A 19241-nucleotide genomic window follows, 5' to 3' on the forward strand; every position below is an offset into this window, starting at 1 on the left:
ATGCGTTGGTCCCTGCTCATATCGCTCTTGTTTGCGTCGCCTCTTTGGGCGGCCGACTGGGACGTGCCAAATGAAGCAGGGGCCATCGCCCGAACACTGGCGCAGGCGGCGAATGGAGACACTCTCCGCCTGAGCTCAGGAACATATTTTGAAACCCTCGTACTTGACCGGCCCGTTACAATCGACGGCATGGGCAAGGCCACAATAGATGGCCAAGGTGAAGGCAGCGTTATTACCGTCACTGGCGCTGATGTTACCATTCGCGGTTTAACCGTAATCGGCTCCGGCTCTGACCACCAGGAAATCGATAGCGGCATTCAGCTCAAGAAAACAGCCCGCGCTGTGATCGTTGAAAACAACTCCATTCTCGGCAACCTCTACGGCGTGGACATTCACGGCGCCAAAGACAGCATCGTGCGAAACAACCGTATCGAGGGCCGCCAAGACCGCCACATGAACTCTCGCGGCAACGGCGTTTACGTTTGGAATGCGCCAGGTGCGGTGGTCGAAGGCAACGATATCCGCTACGGGCGCGACGGGATATTCGTGAACACCTCGAAAAAGAACCGCTTCTCTGGCAACCGGTTCCGTGATTTGCGGTTTGCAGTTCACTACATGCACGCCCACGACAGCATCGTTTCCGACAATATCTCTCTCGGGAACCATCTCGGTTACGCGATCATGTATTCAAACTCGGTCGAGATTGTCGGCAATCTCTCCGTGGGCGATCGCGACCATGGCATTATGATGAATTACACAAACAAGAGCATCGTAAAGGACAACACCATCCTGGAAACGGGCGATAAGTGCACATTCATCTATAACGCCCACAAGAACAGCTTTAGCGGCAATCGGTTTGAGGGGTGTGGCATTGGCATCCACTTCACCGCCGGCTCCGAACGGAATGATATCTTCGAGAACGGCTTTATCAACAACCGCACACAGGTCAAATATGTCGGCTCGAAATGGGTTGAATGGAGTCTGGAAGGGCGCGGAAACTATTGGTCAGACGGCAGCGCCTTTGATCTTGATGGCAACGGCATCGCCGATGCTGCCTATCGCCCAAATGACGTTATGGACCATGTGCTCTGGAGCCAACCCGCTGCGAAATCCTTGCTTGGTTCGCCCGCGGTGCAACTCATCCGCTGGTCGCAATCGGCATTCCCCGCGCTGCTGCCCGGCGGGGTAATCGACAAGAGCCCGCTGATGGCGCCGCCTACCCCTGAAATACCTTCATGGAAAGAACGCTCATGACCCCGCTTCGCATTCAAAATGTCAGCAAAACCTATGGCGACTTCCGCTCCGTTGACGATGTCTCGCTGATGGTAAACCAAGGAGAGCGCGTGGCGTTGCTAGGCCAGAACGGCGCGGGCAAAACAACGCTAATGCGGATGATCCTCGGCCTCACGAAGCCTAGCGGCGGCAAACTCGAAGTGCTTGGCGGCGGTGCTGGATCACGCGCCGCACGTGCGCAAATCGGGTTCCTGCCGGAAAGTGTAGCGTTTCACGGCGCGCTAACCGGAAGGGAGCAGCTTCGCCACTTTGCACGTCTTAAATCCGTTTCGACAAAACAAGCCGACGACTTGCTTGAGCGGGTCGGGCTCTATGAGGCTGCTGATCGGAAAATCCGCACCTACTCTAAAGGGATGCGCCAGCGGGTCGGACTTGCACAGGCGCTTCTGGGAACGCCCAAACTCGCACTTCTAGACGAGCCGACAAGCGGGCTTGATCCGATTTCGCGCCATGAGTTCTACGACATCGTCGAGGAGCTTTCACAAGCAGGAACGGCGATCCTGCTGTCTTCGCACGCCCTAACCGAGCTTGAGACCAGAACAGATCGGATCGCCATTATGAACAAGGGCAAGCTTCTGGCTGACAGCAGCTTGCGCGACCTGCGGGAAACAGCGCGCCTACCGATCCGTATTGATATCCTCACGATCGCGCACGAGGCAGATCGCGTTGCCGCTGAAATCGGCGGCGAGCGTATCAATGGCCGTTCCGTTACCTTGACCTGCCAGCAAGAAGACAAGCTCAAGCTGGTCAATCGGATTTCTGCGTTTGGGTCGATTATCGAAGATGTCGAAATGACACCGGCCAGCCTCGAAGACCTGTATCGTCACTACAGCCTTTCAGCACAGGAGGCATCGTAATGTTTACTTTACATGTCGCTCGCCTTGAACTGCTCATCGCGCGTCGCAACCTTTGGGTTGCAACTTCAATTTTGCTGATGACCCTGTTTGCCGCTGTCCTGACCCTCGCCGGCTCCGCGCCCAGCGGAACGTTAAACGTTAGCCCGATCACCATCGCGGCCGGTTCAATAACCACGCTATCGGTCTATCTCGTGCCGCTGATCGGCTTGCTCCTCTCGTTTGACGCAATCGCTGGTGAAACCGAACGCGGGACACTGGCACTCAACCTTACCTACCCGCTGTCGCGTGCCGAACTGTTGCTCGGGAAATTCCTTGCGCATTTCGCGGTATTGGCCGCAGCAATTGCATCTGGATTGCTGGTCTCGGCGCTTCTGGTCATCTGGTCGCACGGCTTGAACGGACTTGATTTTACACCCCTCCTCCGTCTCTTTTTCACGGCGCTCGCTCTGGGCGCGGCTTTCCTTGGTATCGGTTACGCAATCTCCTCAAGCGTACGCCAACCGTCTGTTGCCTCGGGGCTGGCGATCTTTGTGTGGCTGGTTTGTGTGGTGCTCTATGACTTGGGTTTGCTGGGCGCGCTCGTCGCTGACGATGGTGGGTATTTCACCAAGAGTGTGTTTCCGTGGATGCTCGTTGCGAACCCCGCTGATGCGTTCCGCCTCCTCAACACGCCGGACGCTGCTGTGTCAGTGCTAACAACTGGTGTTGGCGCGGCGGGCATGGCGACAAGCACGGTCGGGCAGCTTATCTCAATTCTAGGCTGGCCCGTGCTTGCTTTGGCGATCGCTTGGACCCGCCTGCGGAGGATCGAGCCATGAGAGCCGCTATCGCACTTGCATCGTTTCTTGCACTTGCCGCGTGCAAGGAAAACTCGGCCAACCTCGCCCTCCCCGATCCGCTCGAACTCACCGAGGACGCCGCAGGCCATTATTGTCAGATGTTCATCCTCGAACATGAAGGCCCAAAAGCACAAGTATTCCTTGCGGGAATGGACAACCCGCTCTGGTTTAGCCAAGTCCGCGATGGCTTGGCCTATCTGCTGTCGCCTGAACAAGATGGCGAGGTGCGCGTGCTCTATGTAAACGATATGGCGCTGGCCAACAGCTGGAGCGATCCGGGCACGAACAACTGGATAAATGCCAATGACGCCTTCTATGTCTTGGGATCTGATGCAATCGGCGGCATGGGTGCGCCCGAAGTCGTTCCCTTTGCCCGAGAAGCCGATGCCATGGCATTTGCAAAAACACGCGGCGGCAGGGTCGCCGCACTAACAGATATTCCCGTTGCCGAGGTTCTCGCGCCCGTCGAATTCAACTCTGCCGATCAGGAGCCAGACACATGATTACACGTCGCCGCATGCTTTCCATCCTCGCTGGTGCCACGGCCCTTCCTTTGGCTGGTACAGCAACCGCCAACACCCAGACATGGCGCGGGGTCGCCCTTGGTGCCGAGGCGCGGATCGTGCTGGATCACCCTAAGGCGGAGACGCTCTTGCCGCTTGCGGTTTCTGAAATCCATCGACTTGAGCACATCTTCAGCCTCTATCAGAACGACAGCGAGCTTTCCCGCTTAAACAGGCAAGGCATGCTCACATCTCCCTCGCAAGAGATGGTGGAGTTGCTTTCAATCGTGGGACGCGTGCATACCCAGACAAAAGGGGCTTTTGATCCGACAATCCAGCCTCTTTGGGCGCTCTATGCACAGTCGTACGCCAAGGGTGCTGCACCGACTGAAGCCGAAATTCAGACGGCCAAATCGATCACCGGATGGAACAACATTCGCTTCGACAGCGCGCAGGTTGCGTTCAACCAACAAGGCATGGCGCTAACGCTGAACGGCATCGCGCAGGGCTACATCGCTGATAAGGTCGCGGCACTCCTTCGTGCAAACGGCGTGCACGAAGCCTTGGTGAACACAGGTGAGATCGTGGGGCTTGGCGATTGGCCTGTTCAGACACCCGCTGAACGCCTCGCGCTCTCCAATCAGGCCGTCGCAACATCCGCAATCCGAGGTACAGGGTTTGACCAAGCAGGCAAAGTCGGCCACATCCTCGACCCGCGCACCGGATTGCCAGCAACCGAAAACAACACCGTTTCGGTCGTAAGCCAGTCCGCCGCGATTGCAGATGGGCTTTCAACCGGTTTTTGCATCCTGCCACGCGATAAGGTCGAAGCCGCCATGCGCAATATGCCAGACGGATCGCGGGTTATCTTTGGCTAGCGCGCAAGCGCGATCGTCGTACCGTTTTCCTTCGTGAACTCTCGCGGCGCAGTCGGACCCAGTACCTCGACAATCCGCTCAAACGGACGACAAAGTACCGTGCCATTATCTGTGGTCACGAACGGGCGCTCGACCATTTTGGGATGTTCAACCATCGCATCAAGGATTGCGCTTTCCGAAACATCCTCTGCAAGAAGACCAAGCTCCTCTGCGGGAGTGCCGCGCGTACGCATGGCATCGCGGGCAGTAATTCCAGCGGCCTCAAAAAGCGCCTCGAGCTGCGAGCGAGTCCAGCCGACTTTTAGGTACAAAACCACCTCGGGCTCTTCGCCAGCTTCTTGCAAAAGTTTGAGTGCGTTTCGCGACGTGCTGCACGCTGGATTATGATAAATCTTTGTTGCCATCTATGGCCTCCATTTGATGCGCAGGGCGGATCAGCCAACAAAAGTTAAAGGCCGCAAAAATCGCGCCGAAAAACTTAGTTACCCAGAATTCCGAAATATCTGCAGGCTGAACACCTGCGAATGTATCGGAAAATCCGCGCGCAATGGCAATAGCCCTGCCGACGGCCAGCGGGGTGCTAATTGTTGCGCCCTTAAACCTTTGAGACTGCGGGAAGCGTACTGCGAAAACGTGCTTCGTCTAGGATTGCGCCGCAGTTGCTGCTTCACGAATGGCTCGGATATTGTCGCCATAAGGCGCAGGGTCAGCAACGCTTCCCCCGCCGAATACGGCCGAGCCAGCAACCAGAACATCCGCACCGGCAGCAGCCACAAGTGGCGCGGTTACCGGCGTTACGCCTCCGTCGATCTCAATATGGATTGGGCGATCACCAATCTTGGCGCGCAAGGCCTCGACCTTGGCAATCTGGCTTTGAATAAACTTCTGACCGCCGAAACCGGGATTGACTGTCATCACACAGATCAGATCGACCATATCCAACAGATAATCCACAGCCTCAACCGGAGTCCCAGGATTAAGCGCCAACCCCGCCTTTGCCCCTGCGCCGCGAATAGCTTGGAGCGTGCGGTGAATGTGCGGGCCGGCCTCGGCATGTGCAGTGATGATATCCGCGCCAGATGCGGCAAACGCTTCGATATATGGATCAACCGGCGCAATCATCAGGTGAACATCCATCACACCCTTGATATGCGGACGAATTGCTTTGCACGTCTCTGGGCCAAAGGTGATGTTGGGCACGAAATGCCCATCCATCACATCCACATGGATCCAGTCCGCGCCCTGCGCTTCGACGGCCTCGATCTCTGCGCCGAAGTTGGCGAAATCGGAGGCAAGGATGGATGGGGCGATTTTTATGCTGCGGTCAAAGCTCATGTCTGTCTCCGTGGGCTAGGCGGTTTGGCAAGTCTCTCGCCCTCTGTTAGCGCGGTTTGCCTCTCTTGGGAACAGGGCGCAGCACACAATACTTGACCAAATGGTCAAACTTGCAATAGCACAGAAACCATGAGACGCTTTGCGCCTGCCAATATCGGAGTTCCACATGGAAAACCAATCCACCGCTACCGCCAGTTCCGACACCAAGTCTGCTTCGCAACTGCCTCAACTCCATGAACCGCGTAACGCCGGTATGGAGCTTGATATGGATTGGGTTGCCGCCGCACAGGCCAACACATCCGCCATTGAACGCCGCGCAAAAACACTTCCAGGACGGCGCTCGGTCAAGAAGGAGTATCAGGCCGCGTGGCTCCTGAAGGCGATCACCATGATCGACCTCACAACACTTTCGGGCGACGACACATGGGGACGCGTGCGCCGCCTATGTGCCAAAGCTGCCCATCCGGTGCGGCAGGACATTCTCGACGCGCTCGACATGCCGCCAATCACAACAGGCGCAGTTTGTGTTTATCACGATATGGTCGAAACCGCGGTCAAGGCACTTGATGGCACTGGCATTCCCGTTGCCGCTGTTTCCACGGGCTTTCCCGCGGGTCTCTCGCCGCTCCCTCTACGACTTCAGGAAATCCGCGAGAGCGTTCACGCAGGTGCCAAGGAGATTGATATCGTCATTTCTCGCCGCCACGCCCTAACCGGAAACTGGCAGGCAATCTATGACGAGATGCGCGCCATGCGTGAATCCTGTGGTGACGCTCATGTTAAGGCGATTTTGGCCACAGGCGAGCTCGGCACGCTGCGCAACGTCGCAAAAGCAAGCCTTGTGTGTATGATGGCAGGCGCTGATTTCATCAAAACCTCAACGGGGAAAGAGCCGGTGAATGCCACTCTGCCCGTAAGCCTTGTGATGATCCGCGCCATCCGCGCCTATCACGCGCGTACAGGTTTCCGTGTCGGGTACAAACCTGCGGGCGGGATTTCCAAAGCCAAGGATGCCCTCACTTACCTTGCCCTCATCAAAGACGAACTCGGAGACCGCTGGCTCCAGCCAGACCTCTTCCGCTTCGGCGCAAGCTCGCTTTTGGGCGACATCGAACGACAACTCGAACATCAGGTCACCGGCCGCTACTCTGCCGATTACCGCCACGCGATTGGATAGATTATGACCGTAAACGTGAAAGAGGTTTTTGACTCCATGACATATGGCCCCGCGCCCGAAAGCAGCGCCGAGGCCATGGCGTGGATCAAAGAAAAAGACGGGAAATTCGGCCATTTCATCAATGGTGAGTTCACCGCCCCTACCAAAGGCTTCGCCACGCGCAATCCAGCAACAGGCGAAGAGCTCGCGATAATTTCGCAAGCAGGTAAAGCCGAGGTGAACAAAGCCGTTTCTGCTGCCCGCGCGGCCTTCCCGAAATGGTCCAAGACCAAGGGGCATGAGCGCGCCAAGGTACTTTATGCGCTTGCCCGACTTTTACAGAAACACGCGCGCCTCTTTGCTGTTCTGGAAACACTCGACAACGGGAAACCGATCCGCGAAAGCCGCGATATCGACATCCCGCTTGTCGCGAGGCATTTCTATTTCCACGCTGGCATGGCGCAACTCATGGAAAGCGAACTGCCCGATGCAGAGGCAATCGGCGTTTGTGGGCAGGTTATCCCGTGGAACTTCCCGCTTTTAATGCTCGCGTGGAAAATCGCGCCCGCCATCGCAACCGGCAATACCGTTGTGTTGAAACCAGCGGAGTATACCTCGCTCACTGCGCTGCTCTTTGCTGAAATCTGTGTCGAAGCTGGTGTACCGAAGGGCGTTATCAACATCGTAACCGGCGACGGGAAAACGGGCGAAGCCATTGTCACGCATGAGGACGTGGACAAAGTTGCCTTTACCGGCAGCACCTCGGTTGGCCGCAAAATCCGCGAGGCCACCGCAGGACAAGGCAAATCCCTCACGCTCGAACTGGGCGGCAAATCGCCTTACATCGTGTTCGAGGATGCCGATGTCGACAGTGCCATTGAGGGGCTTGTCGATGCGATCTGGTTCAATCAAGGGCAAGTCTGTTGTGCAGGGTCACGCCTCTTGGTGCAGGAAGGTATTGCAGAAGAATTCTATGCCCGCTTGCGCAAACGGATGGCCAGCCTTCGCATCGGCGATCCACTTGATAAATGCATCGACGTAGGTGCAATCGTTGATCCGGTACAGCTGGAAACCATCACCAATCTGGTCAAAACCCATGGCGGTGATGGCGAGGTCTATCACGCTCCTTGCGACATGCCTGTCGAAGGTTGTTTCTATCCACCAACATTGATTACCGACCTGCACAGCGCATCGCCGCTCATGCAGGAGGAAATCTTCGGGCCTGTCCTCTGTGCCACAACGTTCCGCACACCGTCTGAGGCTGTGCAGCTTGCCAATAACACGCGCTATGGATTGGCCGCCACGCTCTGGACGGAGAACATAAACCTCGCACTTGATATCGCGCCAAAACTGGTTGCGGGCGTTGTTTGGGTCAATGCAACCAACCTCTTTGATGCGGCCGCCGGATTTGGCGGACGTCGCGAAAGCGGTATGGGGCGCGAAGGCGGCTGGGAGGGGCTTGCTGCCTATACAAAACCCAAAACCACAGCGAAAAAACTTGCACCAGTCGCTCCGATTGCCGCGCCGAAATCTCCGGTTGTCGATGGGCTTGATCGTACTGCAAAATTCTATATCGGCGGGAAACAAGCGCGCCCCGACGGCGGCTACTCGCAACCTGTCTATGGGCCGAAAGGCCACCTTTTGGGGCACGTCGGCATCGGTAATCGTAAGGATATCCGCAACGCGGTCGAAGCTGCGCACAAAGCCGCTGGCTGGGCCAAGACAACGGGGCACCTGCGTGCGCAGATCCTTTACTACATCGCCGAGAACCTTTCGGCGCGTGCCGTGGAATTTGCCGCGCGGCTCGACGAGATGCAGCCCAAAAGCAAGAAACATAATGGCAAAGCCGAGGTTGAAGCCACGATTTCTCGTTTGTTCACCTATGCGGCATGGGCCGACAAATACGACGGTCAGGCCCACGGGGTTCCGATCCGTGGCGTTGCATTGGCGATGAAAGAACCGGTTGGCGTGATCGGCGCCCTGTGTCCGGATGAGGCGCCGCTTCTTGGCGCGATTTCAGTGATGGCGCCTGCGATCGCAATGGGCAACACCGCAATCCTTTGCGCAAGCCAAGCCTTCCCCCTTGCCGCGACCGATTTCTATCAGGTACTCGAGACATCTGATGTTCCTGCAGGTGTGGTGAATATCGTGACAGGCGACCATGCTGACCTTGGGAAAACGCTGGCCGATCACATGGATGTAGATGCGGTGTGGAGTTTCTCCTCTACGCCCGATTTGACGGCCACCCTGGAGGCGGCATCGGCATCAAACCTCAAGCGCACATGGCTTAACCAAGGCCACGCGCGCGACTGGTTCGGCAAAGATGGCGAAGGCCGCGAGTTCCTTGGGCACGCAACCGAGGTCAAGAATATCTGGGTGCCTTACGGAGAGTAGGCAAGACGGCGAATAATCAGGGTTTGCGGCGTGTCAGCCGCGCCCACCAGCTTCGCGCCTGATCTTTGGCGGCGTCAGCGCGCTGATCCACGGCCTCAATCGTATTGTTGGCATCATCCAGCAAAGGGTCAATCTTGCGCTCCTTGAACTGCACCCAAACCCGCCAGAGCCAAAACACAAACGCCACACAGAGCAATAGAATGATAATGCTCATCCACGGAATGAGCCGCACATCCGGCCCCTCAACCACCTTGAACTTGATGGCATTCGGATAGATCGACAGGAATTCGCTGCGCCAACCATAATGTGTTATCGCAACCCAAACTGGTGCATCGCGGGTCGAAACAAGGTCGGCAGCCTCTGCGTGCATGTTGGAACTGTCGATTTTAAAGTAGGGCGGCCAGCCGAATAACCCAGTATCCTCATTGCGGAAAACCTTGACCTTTCCGCTCTCGAAAACCGTATTGATAAGCCGCAGATCGCGGTTGGCTTGAGGGGAATTTCCGCTATCCGGCTCGGCATAGAAAAACCGGTTCGCCCCTGACAAATCGGTGCGAATGACTTCAGTTCCCGTAATCCGAACGATGTCACGCTTTGGAAGATTGTAACTAAAAAACGCAACAACAAGCGCCGCAAGAAGCACCCAGAAAGTTATTTTTACGTAGCGCATGACGCCCTCAGTTAAAATTTATAAAATACATCACAGCAACATAGAGCAGAAGCGGCACGATATACACAAGCAACAGCAGTTTACGCAGCGGCGACTTCCGATACTCTTTCATGCCCGCTTCAACATAGGCATCGCGATCGCCGGATTGCACCTCTTGGTCAAATTCTTTTTCCAGTTCTTCGCGGCGAAGCGAGAATACATACCAACGCATAATGAAGTAGATCACCGTCAGGACAGCAAAACCAAGAAGCGACGCCCTTAGAAATGAAAACAGCATTTTAATATCGCCTTTCTAGCAAGCCGCTAGGCTAAAATCGCGCGCAAAAGGGGATGCCGCGCGTCCAAGAGCCCGTCGATCACATCGAAATGGTGCTTGCCCTCCTCAATTTCGCAAACCGTGTCAGGCCAAGCCTCCGAAAGCCAACGCGCCTGATCAAGAAACGCCGGGCGCTCTTCCGCGCCAACCCACACAGTCACGGGGGCAGGATGAGATTTATTGCGCAGTATTGGGCTTTCACTTGCGGCCTCTGCTTCTGTCAGGTGTAGGTCATCATTCAGGTCCGCTTTCATCAGCGGCCTTAAATCCGACAATGGCGATATGGGCACAACATTTGTAATCCGCTTGGCCACCTCTTCGCTCACACCATCATCGCACAACATCCGCGCCACAAGGTGGCCGCCCGCAGAATGACCCGCCAGAACAATCGGGCCATCAATCATCGTAGCTGCCTTCTCGATCGCAACTTTAATGTTCGCAGTGATGTCGGAAATCGTGACCTCTGGTGCCAAAGGATAGCCAGGCATCGCAACGGCCCAGCCCTCGGCCAATGCGCCCCTTGCAAAATGTGACCATGTGGAGCGGTCAAACGCCCGCCAATACCCACCATGCACAAAGACAAACAGCCCCTTCGCCTCTCCTTCCGGCCAGAATAGATCAAGCTGCGCGCGCGGATGATCACCATAGCGAACACCAATTTCAGCGCGCCCTGCTTTGCTCAACTCCTCGCGAAATGTCGCTGCCTGCGCCTCCCATTTGGGCGGATAAGACGCGGCATTCTCAATATATTTCGCGTTGGCATAGGCGTCGCTTGTGTCCATGAAAGGCTCCCGTTTTCTAGCGATCTAACTCTGCGTGTGGGCGCGGCGGGATGCAAGCAATTCCGCGCGCGATACGCTCTGTAGATTTTTTTCACGCGATACCAAGGATTGACCCACGGCGCGCGTCATACTTTATGTGATGTTGATGGAAACCGATGACGAAACACTTGCGCTCGCCGCTGCGAACGGAGACGGCGAGGCATTTGGCTTGCTGCTTCGACGGCACTACGACAGGCTTTTTGGTCTGTGCTGCCGCCTTGCCGGCAACACAACCGAAGCCGAAGACCTGACGCAGGACATTTGCGCGGCGCTTCCCGCCAAGCTCGCGAACTTCCGAGGCGACGCAAAGTTCACAACTTGGCTCTATCGTGTGGCCATCAACGCATCACATGATCGACGCCGGCGCCGCGCCACCCATGCCCGCGCCGCGAACAACTGGGGCGATTGGGAACTGAACCGCGTGGCAGAAAACGAAGAAGCCGCACAACAATCAGATTGGCTCGCAACGGCGATCTCCAAATTGCCAGTAGAGCTTCGTGATACAGTGATCCTTATCCTCGGCGAAGAACTGACACAGGCGCAGGCTGGCGAAATTCTATCCGTTTCCGAAGGCACAATCGCGTGGCGGATGTCTGAAGTGAAGAAACACCTGCGCGCATACCACCAAAAGGAGGGCTATCCATGAGCGATGATCTCAAGGCCCTAAAGGCACTCTTGCAAGACACACCCGCCCCTGACGCGGAGAAAAAGCACGAGAATATAGCGCTGGCGGAAAAAAACTTTGCCGATCTCCAAGGATCGCGCGATGGCGTGCGTCCTACTTCTGAGACCAAGCCCAAGAGGGGCTGGTTAAACACAGGAGTAAGAGCATTGCTGAATTCCCTCACCACACGCGGCGCGTTGGCCGCAACCACATCTGTAGCAACCCTCGGACTGGTGGTTTTCGTACTGTTGCCCCAAGGCGGCTCGGACGGTTTCTTACCCAAAAAAGCGAAGGCCCCCGCAGATGTTTCCACCGCAATCGCAACCGAAGAAATGGCGGCCGAGAGCGAGCCAACTTTGCAGTACCTCAAAGCGCCAAAAGAAGGGCAGCTTGAAATTCTCGAGCAAGTTCAACCCGCGCCACGGGCCTCGGTCGCTGCTGACCGCATGATGGCAACCGGCGGCGCAAATGGTCAAATTCGCCCTATCCATCCGATTGCGAACTTCGAAGACCACAACATTTCGCGCCCGATGCCGGAATTTGACGCTGACGACGAAACATACGCGAACGAAGCGCCAAACCCGCTCAAGGTGACACGCGAAGAGCCAGTTTCAACGTTTTCGATCGATGTTGATACAGCGTCTTATTCGATTATCCGTTCCTCGCTCACCAACGGCTATCTCCCTGATCCAGAGGCGGTGCGTATAGAGGAAATGATCAACTATTTCCCCTATGACTACCCAGCACCCGCTGGCGACATGCCGTTTCAGCAAACAGTTACAATGATCGAAACGCCGTGGAACCCAGATACGAGCCTTGTGCATATCGGAATCCAAGGCGAAATGCCTGTGGTCGAAAACCGCCCACCACTCAACCTTGTTTTCCTTGTGGACACCTCTGGCTCAATGAACCAGCCGGATAAACTCCCACTCTTGAAACAGAGCTTCCGCCTCATGCTCGGTCAATTGCGGCCAGAAGATCAGGTTGCAATCGTTGCCTATGCGGGAAGCGCGGGCGAAGTTCTTGCGCCAACCGCTGCAAGTGAGTCTTCCAAAATTCTCGCCGCGCTAGACCAACTTGAATCTGCTGGCGGCACCGCCGGTGAGGCTGGTTTGGAACAGGCCTATGCAATTGCCGAGACAATGCAAAAAGATGGCGAAGTTTCGCGGGTCTTGCTGGCCACTGATGGGGATTTCAACGTGGGCATCAGCGATCCAGATGCACTTGAAAGCTTCATCAAAACAAAACGCGACTCTGGCACTTACCTGTCGGTACTTGGCTTCGGGCGCGGCAATCTGAATGATGCCACGATGCAAGCCCTCGCCCAACATGGCAACGGACAGGCCGCTTACATCGACACACTCGCAGAAGCACAGAAATCGCTCGTCGATCAACTTACTGGCGCGCTTTACCCTATTGCGAATGATGTGAAAATTCAGGTGGAATTCAACCCCGCAACAGTCGCGGAATACCGCCTGATCGGATATGAGACCCGCATCCTCAACCGCGAAGATTTCAACAACGACAAAGTAGATGCCGGAGACATCGGCGCAGGCCATTCTGTGACCGCGATCTATGAAATCACACCTGTTGGCTCACCCGCGGTAAAGGTTGATACGCTTCGGTATAGCGACGAAAGCGCCGCCGAATTCGCGCCGAGCGATGAAATGGGTTTCCTCAAATTGCGCTTCAAACTCCCTGGCGAGACGACAAGCGAATTGCTGGAAACTCCGATCAACCGCAACGAGGTTAACGGAAATGATGACGTCCGTTTCTCCGCCGCGATCGCAGGTTTCGGCCAGCTTCTTCGCGATGATACCTATCTTGGTGATTGGGGCTGGGACGAGGCGATTGCGCTGGCCAATGGCGCCAAGGGTCAGGACGAGTTTGGCTACCGCGCCGAAGCCGTAACCCTCATGCGTCTCGCCAAATCTCTGCAAGGCAAATAACAAAATACCCGCCGGAGGCACTTGGCTTCCGGCGGGCTTTCACATCAACTCTGGCTTTCACACGTCCGAGACAGACGGCGGCGGCCTTACTCGTTACAAGTTCTCAAACGCCGCAGCGTATTAGTTCACCGGTTTTGCTTCGATCTTGGGTGACTCTTTCACACCAGAACTCGCAATTTCAATGCGACGCGGTTTAAGCGCTTCAGGGACTTCACGCTTCAGGTCGATCGACAGCATACCGTTCTCATGGTTGGCCGCAGTGACATGCACATGCTCTGCCAATTGGAAACGCCGCTCAAATGCGCGGGTTGCGATACCACGGTGCAGGTATTTCACTTCGGAATCATCGGCTTCTTTCTTGGCTGTCACGACAAGCTCGTTGGCACGAAGCTCTACAGTCAGCTCCTCCGATGAAAATCCTGCAACAGCGATCGACACACGCCACGCGTCATCAGCGGTTTTCTCGATATTGTATGGGGGGTAGCTTTGGCGCGTCTGGTCTGTTGTGCTGACGCGATCCATAAGATCAGCGATTTGGTCAAAGCCAACAGTTGCGCGATAAAGCGGTGTAAGGTCAAAGTTTCTCATGGTCATTCTCCTATTGAGCAACAACGTTAAGGCCTTCCCTCATGGGACAGGCGGTTACAGAGCCCGACTTCGGCACTCCGGTACACTCAATTTGGGAAATGGATTTCTGCGTTTCAAGGGGGTGTAAACGCAGTTTTTCGACTAGGGCCGCACAAATTTCGCGCCAGTTGATTGCTTGAAGCCCTCGCGAACCCCATTGCGCATGATCGGCGCGCCGCGTTTAAAAACACTTGGCGCAGCGGCCATCTCTTCCATCAGCACATCAAGCGGTTTTTCGAGCGATGTCCCAAGCGCAACCTGACGCCCGCCCGCTTCCGCGCGCGCAGACACGACCGAAACAATTTCCGGCACACCGTTCACATAGCTAAAGATTGGCGCGCCGGACGCTCCGAAATCAACGTCACAGGACAAAACAAGCGTTTCAAGCCGCAATGCAAGCACATGGCATTCCCGCTGAAGGCTTGGGCTGTCGGCACGGTCATGCGCATAAGAAACCACATCAACCGCCGCACCCTTCTTTGGGTGAACCGAAGTGGTAAACGGCACGATATTCTGATTTCGGATCGGCTGCGAAAGCCGAAGCAGCGCCACATCATTCCGCACGCGGATGGCTGGGTTCTTGGAAACATATTTGTAATCCGGGTGCTTCACCGCATGTGCAACCCAACGATACGCAGACGCCCGACCATTGCGCCACCCCGCGAGGAACTCGATGGTGCGCGGATCAATCGGCTGGCGGGTCACCTTATCAAACAGGCAATGCGCTGCCGTAAGAACAAGGTCTGGCGCAATCAGCGTTCCGGTACACATAGCCGTTTTGTTGATGTTGAGCCGCCCAACGGCTTCCCAACCACGCCCGTCATCACCAGTTTGAAGGCTCACAAGTTCATTGGCCTGCGCAGGCGCAAACCCGAATACCAAGAACAAAATCACCAACAACCGACGCATTTGACCTCCAATTAATAGTGGTCTAGTGGCGAGTTAAGGCAGGAATATGACCAAGCCTACCTCAATGATGGCGGTTTTGGTCCTTCGCTCAAAGATGGGGGTTTTGGCCCGCCTGTGGCCCAATCCAGCAACTCCACCGTATGAACAATCGGCGCACCTGCCGCATCACCGATTTGCATCATACAACCGATGTTCCCTGCGGCAATAACGTCAGGCTTTTTCGCCGCGAGTGTTGCCACTTTCCGCTTCTTGAGTTCGCCGGAAATTTCAGGCTGCATCAGGTTGTAAGTCCCAGCAGAGCCGCAACACAGGTGTGGATCAGCAGGCTCGACAACTTCATACCCCGCATTTTTCAACAGGGTTTTCGGGTGTGTCTTAACTTGCTGACCGTGTTGAAGCGAACAGGCCGAATGATAGGCAACGCGTAATCCCTGTTCTTGTTGTTGGGGAAGGTCGAGCGTCATCAACAGCTCACTCACGTCCATCGCCAATTCCGAGACCTTCGCCGCATCTGTTGCAAGCGGATCGTTGCGGAACATATGGCCGTAATCTTTGACCGTTGTGCCACAGCCAGAGGTATTGATCACAACCGCATCGAGCCCCTCACCATTTACCTCGGCCATCCAAGCGCGGATGTTATTGGCTGCTGCCGCGTGGCTCTTGTCTTCTTGCCCCATATGGTGCGTGAGCGCGCCACAGCATCCCATACCTTTGGCAATCACAACATCACAGCCTAACCGCCGCAGAAGTCGGATTGTTGCATCGTTGATATCCGTGTTCAGCGCCTTTTGCGCACAGCCCGTCATCAGCGCCACACGTTTTTTGCGCACGCCAATCGCCGGAAAGACCTGTTCATCATCATTGCGCGAAACAGGGGGAATCTTCTTGGGCGCCATCTTTAGCATCGCCTTGAGCCGCGCATCGGGCATTAAGAACGCGAAAGGTCGTCCGATTTTGGCTCCTAGCAACGCCAACCGGAACCGCGTTGGATAGGGCAATATCTGTGCCAACATCCACCGCAAGGCGCGATCCATGAATGGGCGCTTGTAGGTTTGTTCAATATAGGCGCGCGCTTGATCGACAAGGTGCATATAATGCACGCCCGAGGGACAGGTCGTCATGCAGGCAAGGCAACTTAAGCAGCGATCAATATGCTTCACCGTCTTCGCATCCGCTGGTCGACCGCTTTCGAGCATATCCTTGATAAGATAAATTCGCCCGCGCGGAGAATCCAACTCATCGCCCAACACCTGATAGGTCGGGCAAGTGGCGGTACAAAACCCGCAATGGACGCAGGCCCGCAAAATCTCGTTGGCCCGTTCAATCGCGGGGTCTTTAAGTTGTTCGGGGCTGAAATTCGTTTGCATAGATTACCCCATCAGGCCTGTGTTAAATATCTGTTTCGGGTCAAACCGGTCCCGCAGGCCTTGCGCCATACGGGTAAGAATTTCGTTTTGCGGCTCAAAAACAGAGAGCGCGTCGCGCGTTTTGGCACTCGCACGCACAAGAGTCGCGTGCCCGTCATACGGAGAAAGCCGCGCGCGCAAGTCTGTTCCTTCTGGCAGCTGCACCCAAAGTAGCCCTCCGCCCCAATCCAGCAACGCCTCGCCGCCAGCCTCCTTAGCCAGCCGCGGCGCATCACTTGGCTTACACGACACCCTCCAGACATCGCCCTGACTGCCGTGAAATGCCTCTACATTTCGGACCCAGTTCCAACCGGCCTTTGTGCGCGCGGGGTCGTCTTCAATCTGACTTTCACCGAACTCCGCAAGAAGCTTTTGCAACGCCTTTGCGCGATAGGCCACGGACTCGGCAAATCCCTCCACGCGCAGCATCGTTACCGGATGTCCGTCCAGCCCCGAAGGCGTATGCGCCGCACCGCTTACCTCGTAAGGCGAGCCAAGCGCGCGCGACATGGCCGCAACCGCGTCTGCAACAGATAAGCCGTTGATAAGAAGAACAGCGCGCGCCTCCACTTCGGGCAGAACCTTGAGCGAAACTTCAGTCAAAACACCGAGCGTTCCGAAACTTCCCGCCATCAGCTTCACGAGATCATAGCCCGTGACATTCTTCATCACGCGACCACCGTTTTTGATGACCTTCCCGCCGCCATCAACAAAGCGCACGCCAAGCAAATGATCACGGCACGCCCCAACCGCAACGCGGCGCGGACCAGAAACGTTAGCCGCGACAATCCCGCCTATCGTCGGCTCCCCTGTCGTACCCATCAATCCGCGATGGTCCATCGGTTCGAACGCAAGTCGTTGTTTTTTCTCGGCCAAAAGCGCCTCAATCTCGGCAACAGAGGTTCCGGCTCGCGCCACAAGTGTAAGCGCGCCAGGTTCATAAAGCGTGACACCGCTCAAGCCAGAGGTCGACAATTGCTGCCCTGTTAGCCCCGATGTAATCCCACGCGTTCCGCCGCCCGTGACGCACAACGGCGTTTCCGCACTTGCAATAACTTCGGCCAGCGCAGCTTCGCTCTCTGGTTTTAAAATATCGGTCATTCTTGAATGTATCCTTGAATAATCAAGCAGAGCGGCGCGATTGCGTTACGTCGAGAGGGAAGACTTTGGCCGCATTCAGCAGCCACTTCGGGTCAAACACATCCTTCACCAGAAGCTGCGCCTCAAGATCATCGGCAGTATATTGGCTCGTCATCAAATCACGCTTTTCAACGCCAACGCCGTGCTCACCCGTCAAACAGCCACCAACCTCAACGCATAAGCGCAAGATGTCTGCCCCTAATGCTTCGCATTTTTCAAGGTCGCCATCCTTGTTTGCGTTGAACAGGATCAGCGGGTGCATATTGCCGTCGCCTGCGTGAAACACATTGGCAACCTCAAGCCCGTAGCCTTGGGAAAGCTCGCGAATACGGCCCAACACAAGCGGCAATTCCGACACAGGGATTGTCCCGTCTAGGCACATGTAGTCGTTGATCTGCCCCATCGCGCCGAACGCCGATTTCCGCCCAAGCCAGATCGCAGCGCTTTCTTCGGCAGAGCCGCTCTCACGGAATTCTACCGGATTATGCGCCGAGGCAATGTCTTTGATTAGGCCAAGCTGATGATCAATTTCGGCGTCGCTCCCCTCAACCTCGACAATCAGAAGCGCCTCGCAATCAGGATAGCCCGCTTTTGCGAATTTCTCGACAGCGCGGATACAAGGGCGGTCCATGAACTCAATCGCAACGGGCAAGATACCCGTCTGAATAATGTCACTCACACAAGCACCAGCGACTTCGTTGCTGTCAAAACCAATCAACACGGGGCGCGCACCCTCGGGCTTGTGCAAAATCCGCAATGTTGCCTCTGTGACCACGCCAAGCTGCCCCTCGCTACCACAGATCAGGCCGAGGAGATCAAGACCCGCCGCATCCATATGCGCGCCACCGATCTCAACGATTTCGCCCTCCATGGTCACGAGCTTCACCCCCAAAAGATTATTCGTCGTGACGCCGTATTTGAGGCAATGCGCGCCACCCGAATTCATCGCGATATTACCCGCAATGGCGCAGGCAAGCTGGCTGCTCGGGTCAGGGGCAAAGAAAAATCCGTTCTCCTCCACGGCGCCAGAAACACTCAGGTTCGTGCGACCCGTTTGAACGCGGATGAAGCGGTTGTCGTAATCAGTTTCAAGCACCTCGTTCATGCGTGCCACGCCAAGGATCACGCAGTCGGCCGTTGGAAGCGCTCCGCCTGCAAGCGAAGTTCCGGCACCCCGCGGCACAACAGGCACATTGTTTTCCGAGCAAATCCTAAGGACTGCCGCCACCTCTTCGGTGCAAGTGGGCAGCGCTACGCACATAGGAGGGCACTTATATGCCGTCAGCGCATCGCATTCATAGGCACGCGTTTCGTTCTCGTCATGAATGACTGCACCTTCTGGCAGCGCCTCGGCAAGGAGTGCCACGATGCGGGATTTTCGCCCTAGGACGTCCTGATTTGGCTGGGGCATTTGCATGGAATCTGGCTCCTCCGCTGGATTGGTAAGAAAATATAACCAATTTTTCAGACTAGCAAGCCACAAT

Annotated in this window: 19 protein-coding genes; 9 read left to right on the forward strand and 10 right to left on the reverse strand. The window is 56.0% G+C overall.

All coding sequences use genetic code 11. From position 1 onward, the window contains the following. From OU789_RS11840 to OU789_RS11860, 5 genes are read left to right on the forward strand one after another with little or no spacing between them, the layout of a single operon-like run. Entirely contained in the window at nt 1-1254 is a 1254-nt protein-coding gene (locus tag OU789_RS11840; RefSeq protein WP_274655787.1) for a nitrous oxide reductase family maturation protein NosD, read from the forward strand. Continuing rightward, a complete protein-coding gene (locus OU789_RS11845) occupies nt 1251-2150 on the forward strand; it encodes an ABC transporter ATP-binding protein (protein WP_274655788.1) in 900 nt (299 codons plus the stop codon). Before OU789_RS11840 ends, OU789_RS11845 begins: the two co-directional genes overlap by 4 nt. Further along, on the forward strand, nt 2150-2968 hold the full coding sequence (locus OU789_RS11850) for an ABC transporter permease (protein ID WP_274655789.1): 819 nt from the start codon (nt 2150-2152) through the stop codon (nt 2966-2968). The genes OU789_RS11845 and OU789_RS11850 overlap by 1 nt, the downstream gene beginning before the upstream one ends. Next, on the forward strand, nt 2965-3492 hold the full coding sequence (locus OU789_RS11855; RefSeq protein ID WP_274655790.1) for a nitrous oxide reductase accessory protein NosL: 528 nt from the start codon (nt 2965-2967) through the stop codon (nt 3490-3492). Before OU789_RS11850 ends, OU789_RS11855 begins: the two co-directional genes overlap by 4 nt. Then, nucleotides 3489-4370: an FAD:protein FMN transferase gene (locus tag OU789_RS11860; RefSeq protein ID WP_274655791.1), complete on the forward strand. Its 882-nt coding sequence runs from the start codon at nt 3489-3491 to the stop codon at nt 4368-4370. Before OU789_RS11855 ends, OU789_RS11860 begins: the two co-directional genes overlap by 4 nt. Here the strand turns inward: OU789_RS11860 and arsC are convergent. Both arsC and rpe read right to left on the reverse strand, forming a co-directional pair. Then, complete coding sequence (arsC, locus tag OU789_RS11865) at nt 4367-4774, reverse strand: arsenate reductase (glutaredoxin) (protein ID WP_274655792.1); 408 nt, start codon at nt 4772-4774, stop codon at nt 4367-4369. The genes OU789_RS11860 and arsC overlap by 4 nt on opposite strands. A gap of 238 nt (nt 4775-5012) precedes the next feature. Then, nucleotides 5013-5705, reverse strand: coding sequence for a ribulose-phosphate 3-epimerase (gene rpe, locus OU789_RS11870; RefSeq protein ID WP_274655793.1), 693 nt, complete (start codon nt 5703-5705; stop codon nt 5013-5015). Nucleotides 5706-5871: 166 nt separating this feature from the next. Between rpe and deoC the strand changes: the two genes are divergently transcribed. Both deoC and OU789_RS11880 read left to right on the forward strand, forming a co-directional pair. Further along, complete coding sequence (gene deoC, locus OU789_RS11875; protein WP_274655794.1) at nt 5872-6882, forward strand: deoxyribose-phosphate aldolase; 1011 nt, start codon at nt 5872-5874, stop codon at nt 6880-6882. Nucleotides 6883-6885: 3 nt separating this feature from the next. Beyond that, complete coding sequence (locus OU789_RS11880; protein WP_274655795.1) at nt 6886-9255, forward strand: aldehyde dehydrogenase family protein; 2370 nt, start codon at nt 6886-6888, stop codon at nt 9253-9255. 16 nt (nt 9256-9271) lie between these two features. Here OU789_RS11880 and OU789_RS11885 read toward each other — a convergent pair whose 3' ends face one another. From OU789_RS11885 to OU789_RS11895, 3 genes are read right to left on the reverse strand one after another with little or no spacing between them, the layout of a single operon-like run. Beyond that, the gene (locus tag OU789_RS11885; protein ID WP_263952254.1) at nt 9272-9925 is read right to left on the reverse strand and encodes a DUF1523 family protein; all 654 of its coding nucleotides are present in this window, start codon (nt 9923-9925) and stop codon (nt 9272-9274) included. Between the two features lie 7 nt (nt 9926-9932). Next, nucleotides 9933-10202 (reverse strand): hypothetical protein, encoded by a 270-nt coding sequence (locus tag OU789_RS11890; RefSeq protein ID WP_263952253.1) that lies wholly within the window; start codon nt 10200-10202, stop codon nt 9933-9935. Between the two features lie 26 nt (nt 10203-10228). Beyond that, entirely contained in the window at nt 10229-11023 is a 795-nt protein-coding gene (locus tag OU789_RS11895) for an alpha/beta hydrolase (protein WP_274655796.1), read from the reverse strand. Between the two features lie 145 nt (nt 11024-11168). Between OU789_RS11895 and OU789_RS11900 the strand changes: the two genes are divergently transcribed. Both OU789_RS11900 and OU789_RS11905 read left to right on the forward strand, forming a co-directional pair. After that, nucleotides 11169-11708: an RNA polymerase sigma factor gene (locus tag OU789_RS11900; protein ID WP_274655797.1), complete on the forward strand. Its 540-nt coding sequence runs from the start codon at nt 11169-11171 to the stop codon at nt 11706-11708. Next, nucleotides 11705-13675, forward strand: coding sequence for a vWA domain-containing protein (locus OU789_RS11905; protein ID WP_274655798.1), 1971 nt, complete (start codon nt 11705-11707; stop codon nt 13673-13675). Before OU789_RS11900 ends, OU789_RS11905 begins: the two co-directional genes overlap by 4 nt. Before the next feature lie 120 nt (nt 13676-13795). On the opposite strand, the gene OU789_RS11910 is transcribed toward OU789_RS11905, so the two are convergent. The 5 genes from OU789_RS11910 to OU789_RS11930 all read right to left on the reverse strand — a co-directional run bounded on the left by OU789_RS11910 (nt 13796) and on the right by OU789_RS11930 (nt 19174). Continuing rightward, nucleotides 13796-14263, reverse strand: coding sequence for an Hsp20 family protein (locus OU789_RS11910; protein WP_263952249.1), 468 nt, complete (start codon nt 14261-14263; stop codon nt 13796-13798). Between the two features lie 141 nt (nt 14264-14404). Then, a complete protein-coding gene (locus tag OU789_RS11915) occupies nt 14405-15211 on the reverse strand; it encodes a trypsin-like serine peptidase (RefSeq protein WP_274655799.1) in 807 nt (268 codons plus the stop codon). Between the two features lie 56 nt (nt 15212-15267). Continuing rightward, nucleotides 15268-16578, reverse strand: a complete 1311-nt coding sequence (glcF, locus tag OU789_RS11920; protein ID WP_274655800.1) for a glycolate oxidase subunit GlcF — start codon at nt 16576-16578, stop codon at nt 15268-15270. A gap of 3 nt (nt 16579-16581) precedes the next feature. Continuing rightward, on the reverse strand, nt 16582-17718 hold the full coding sequence (locus OU789_RS11925) for an FAD-binding protein (protein ID WP_274655801.1): 1137 nt from the start codon (nt 17716-17718) through the stop codon (nt 16582-16584). Nucleotides 17719-17740: 22 nt separating this feature from the next. Next, a complete protein-coding gene (locus OU789_RS11930) occupies nt 17741-19174 on the reverse strand; it encodes an FAD-linked oxidase C-terminal domain-containing protein (RefSeq protein WP_274655802.1) in 1434 nt (477 codons plus the stop codon). Nucleotides 19175-19241: the final 67 nt, after the last annotated feature.

The sequence above is a fragment of the Halocynthiibacter sp. C4 genome, from assembly GCF_028823805.1.
In the GTDB taxonomy this organism is placed as follows: Bacteria; Pseudomonadota; Alphaproteobacteria; order Rhodobacterales; family Rhodobacteraceae; genus Falsihalocynthiibacter; species Falsihalocynthiibacter halioticoli.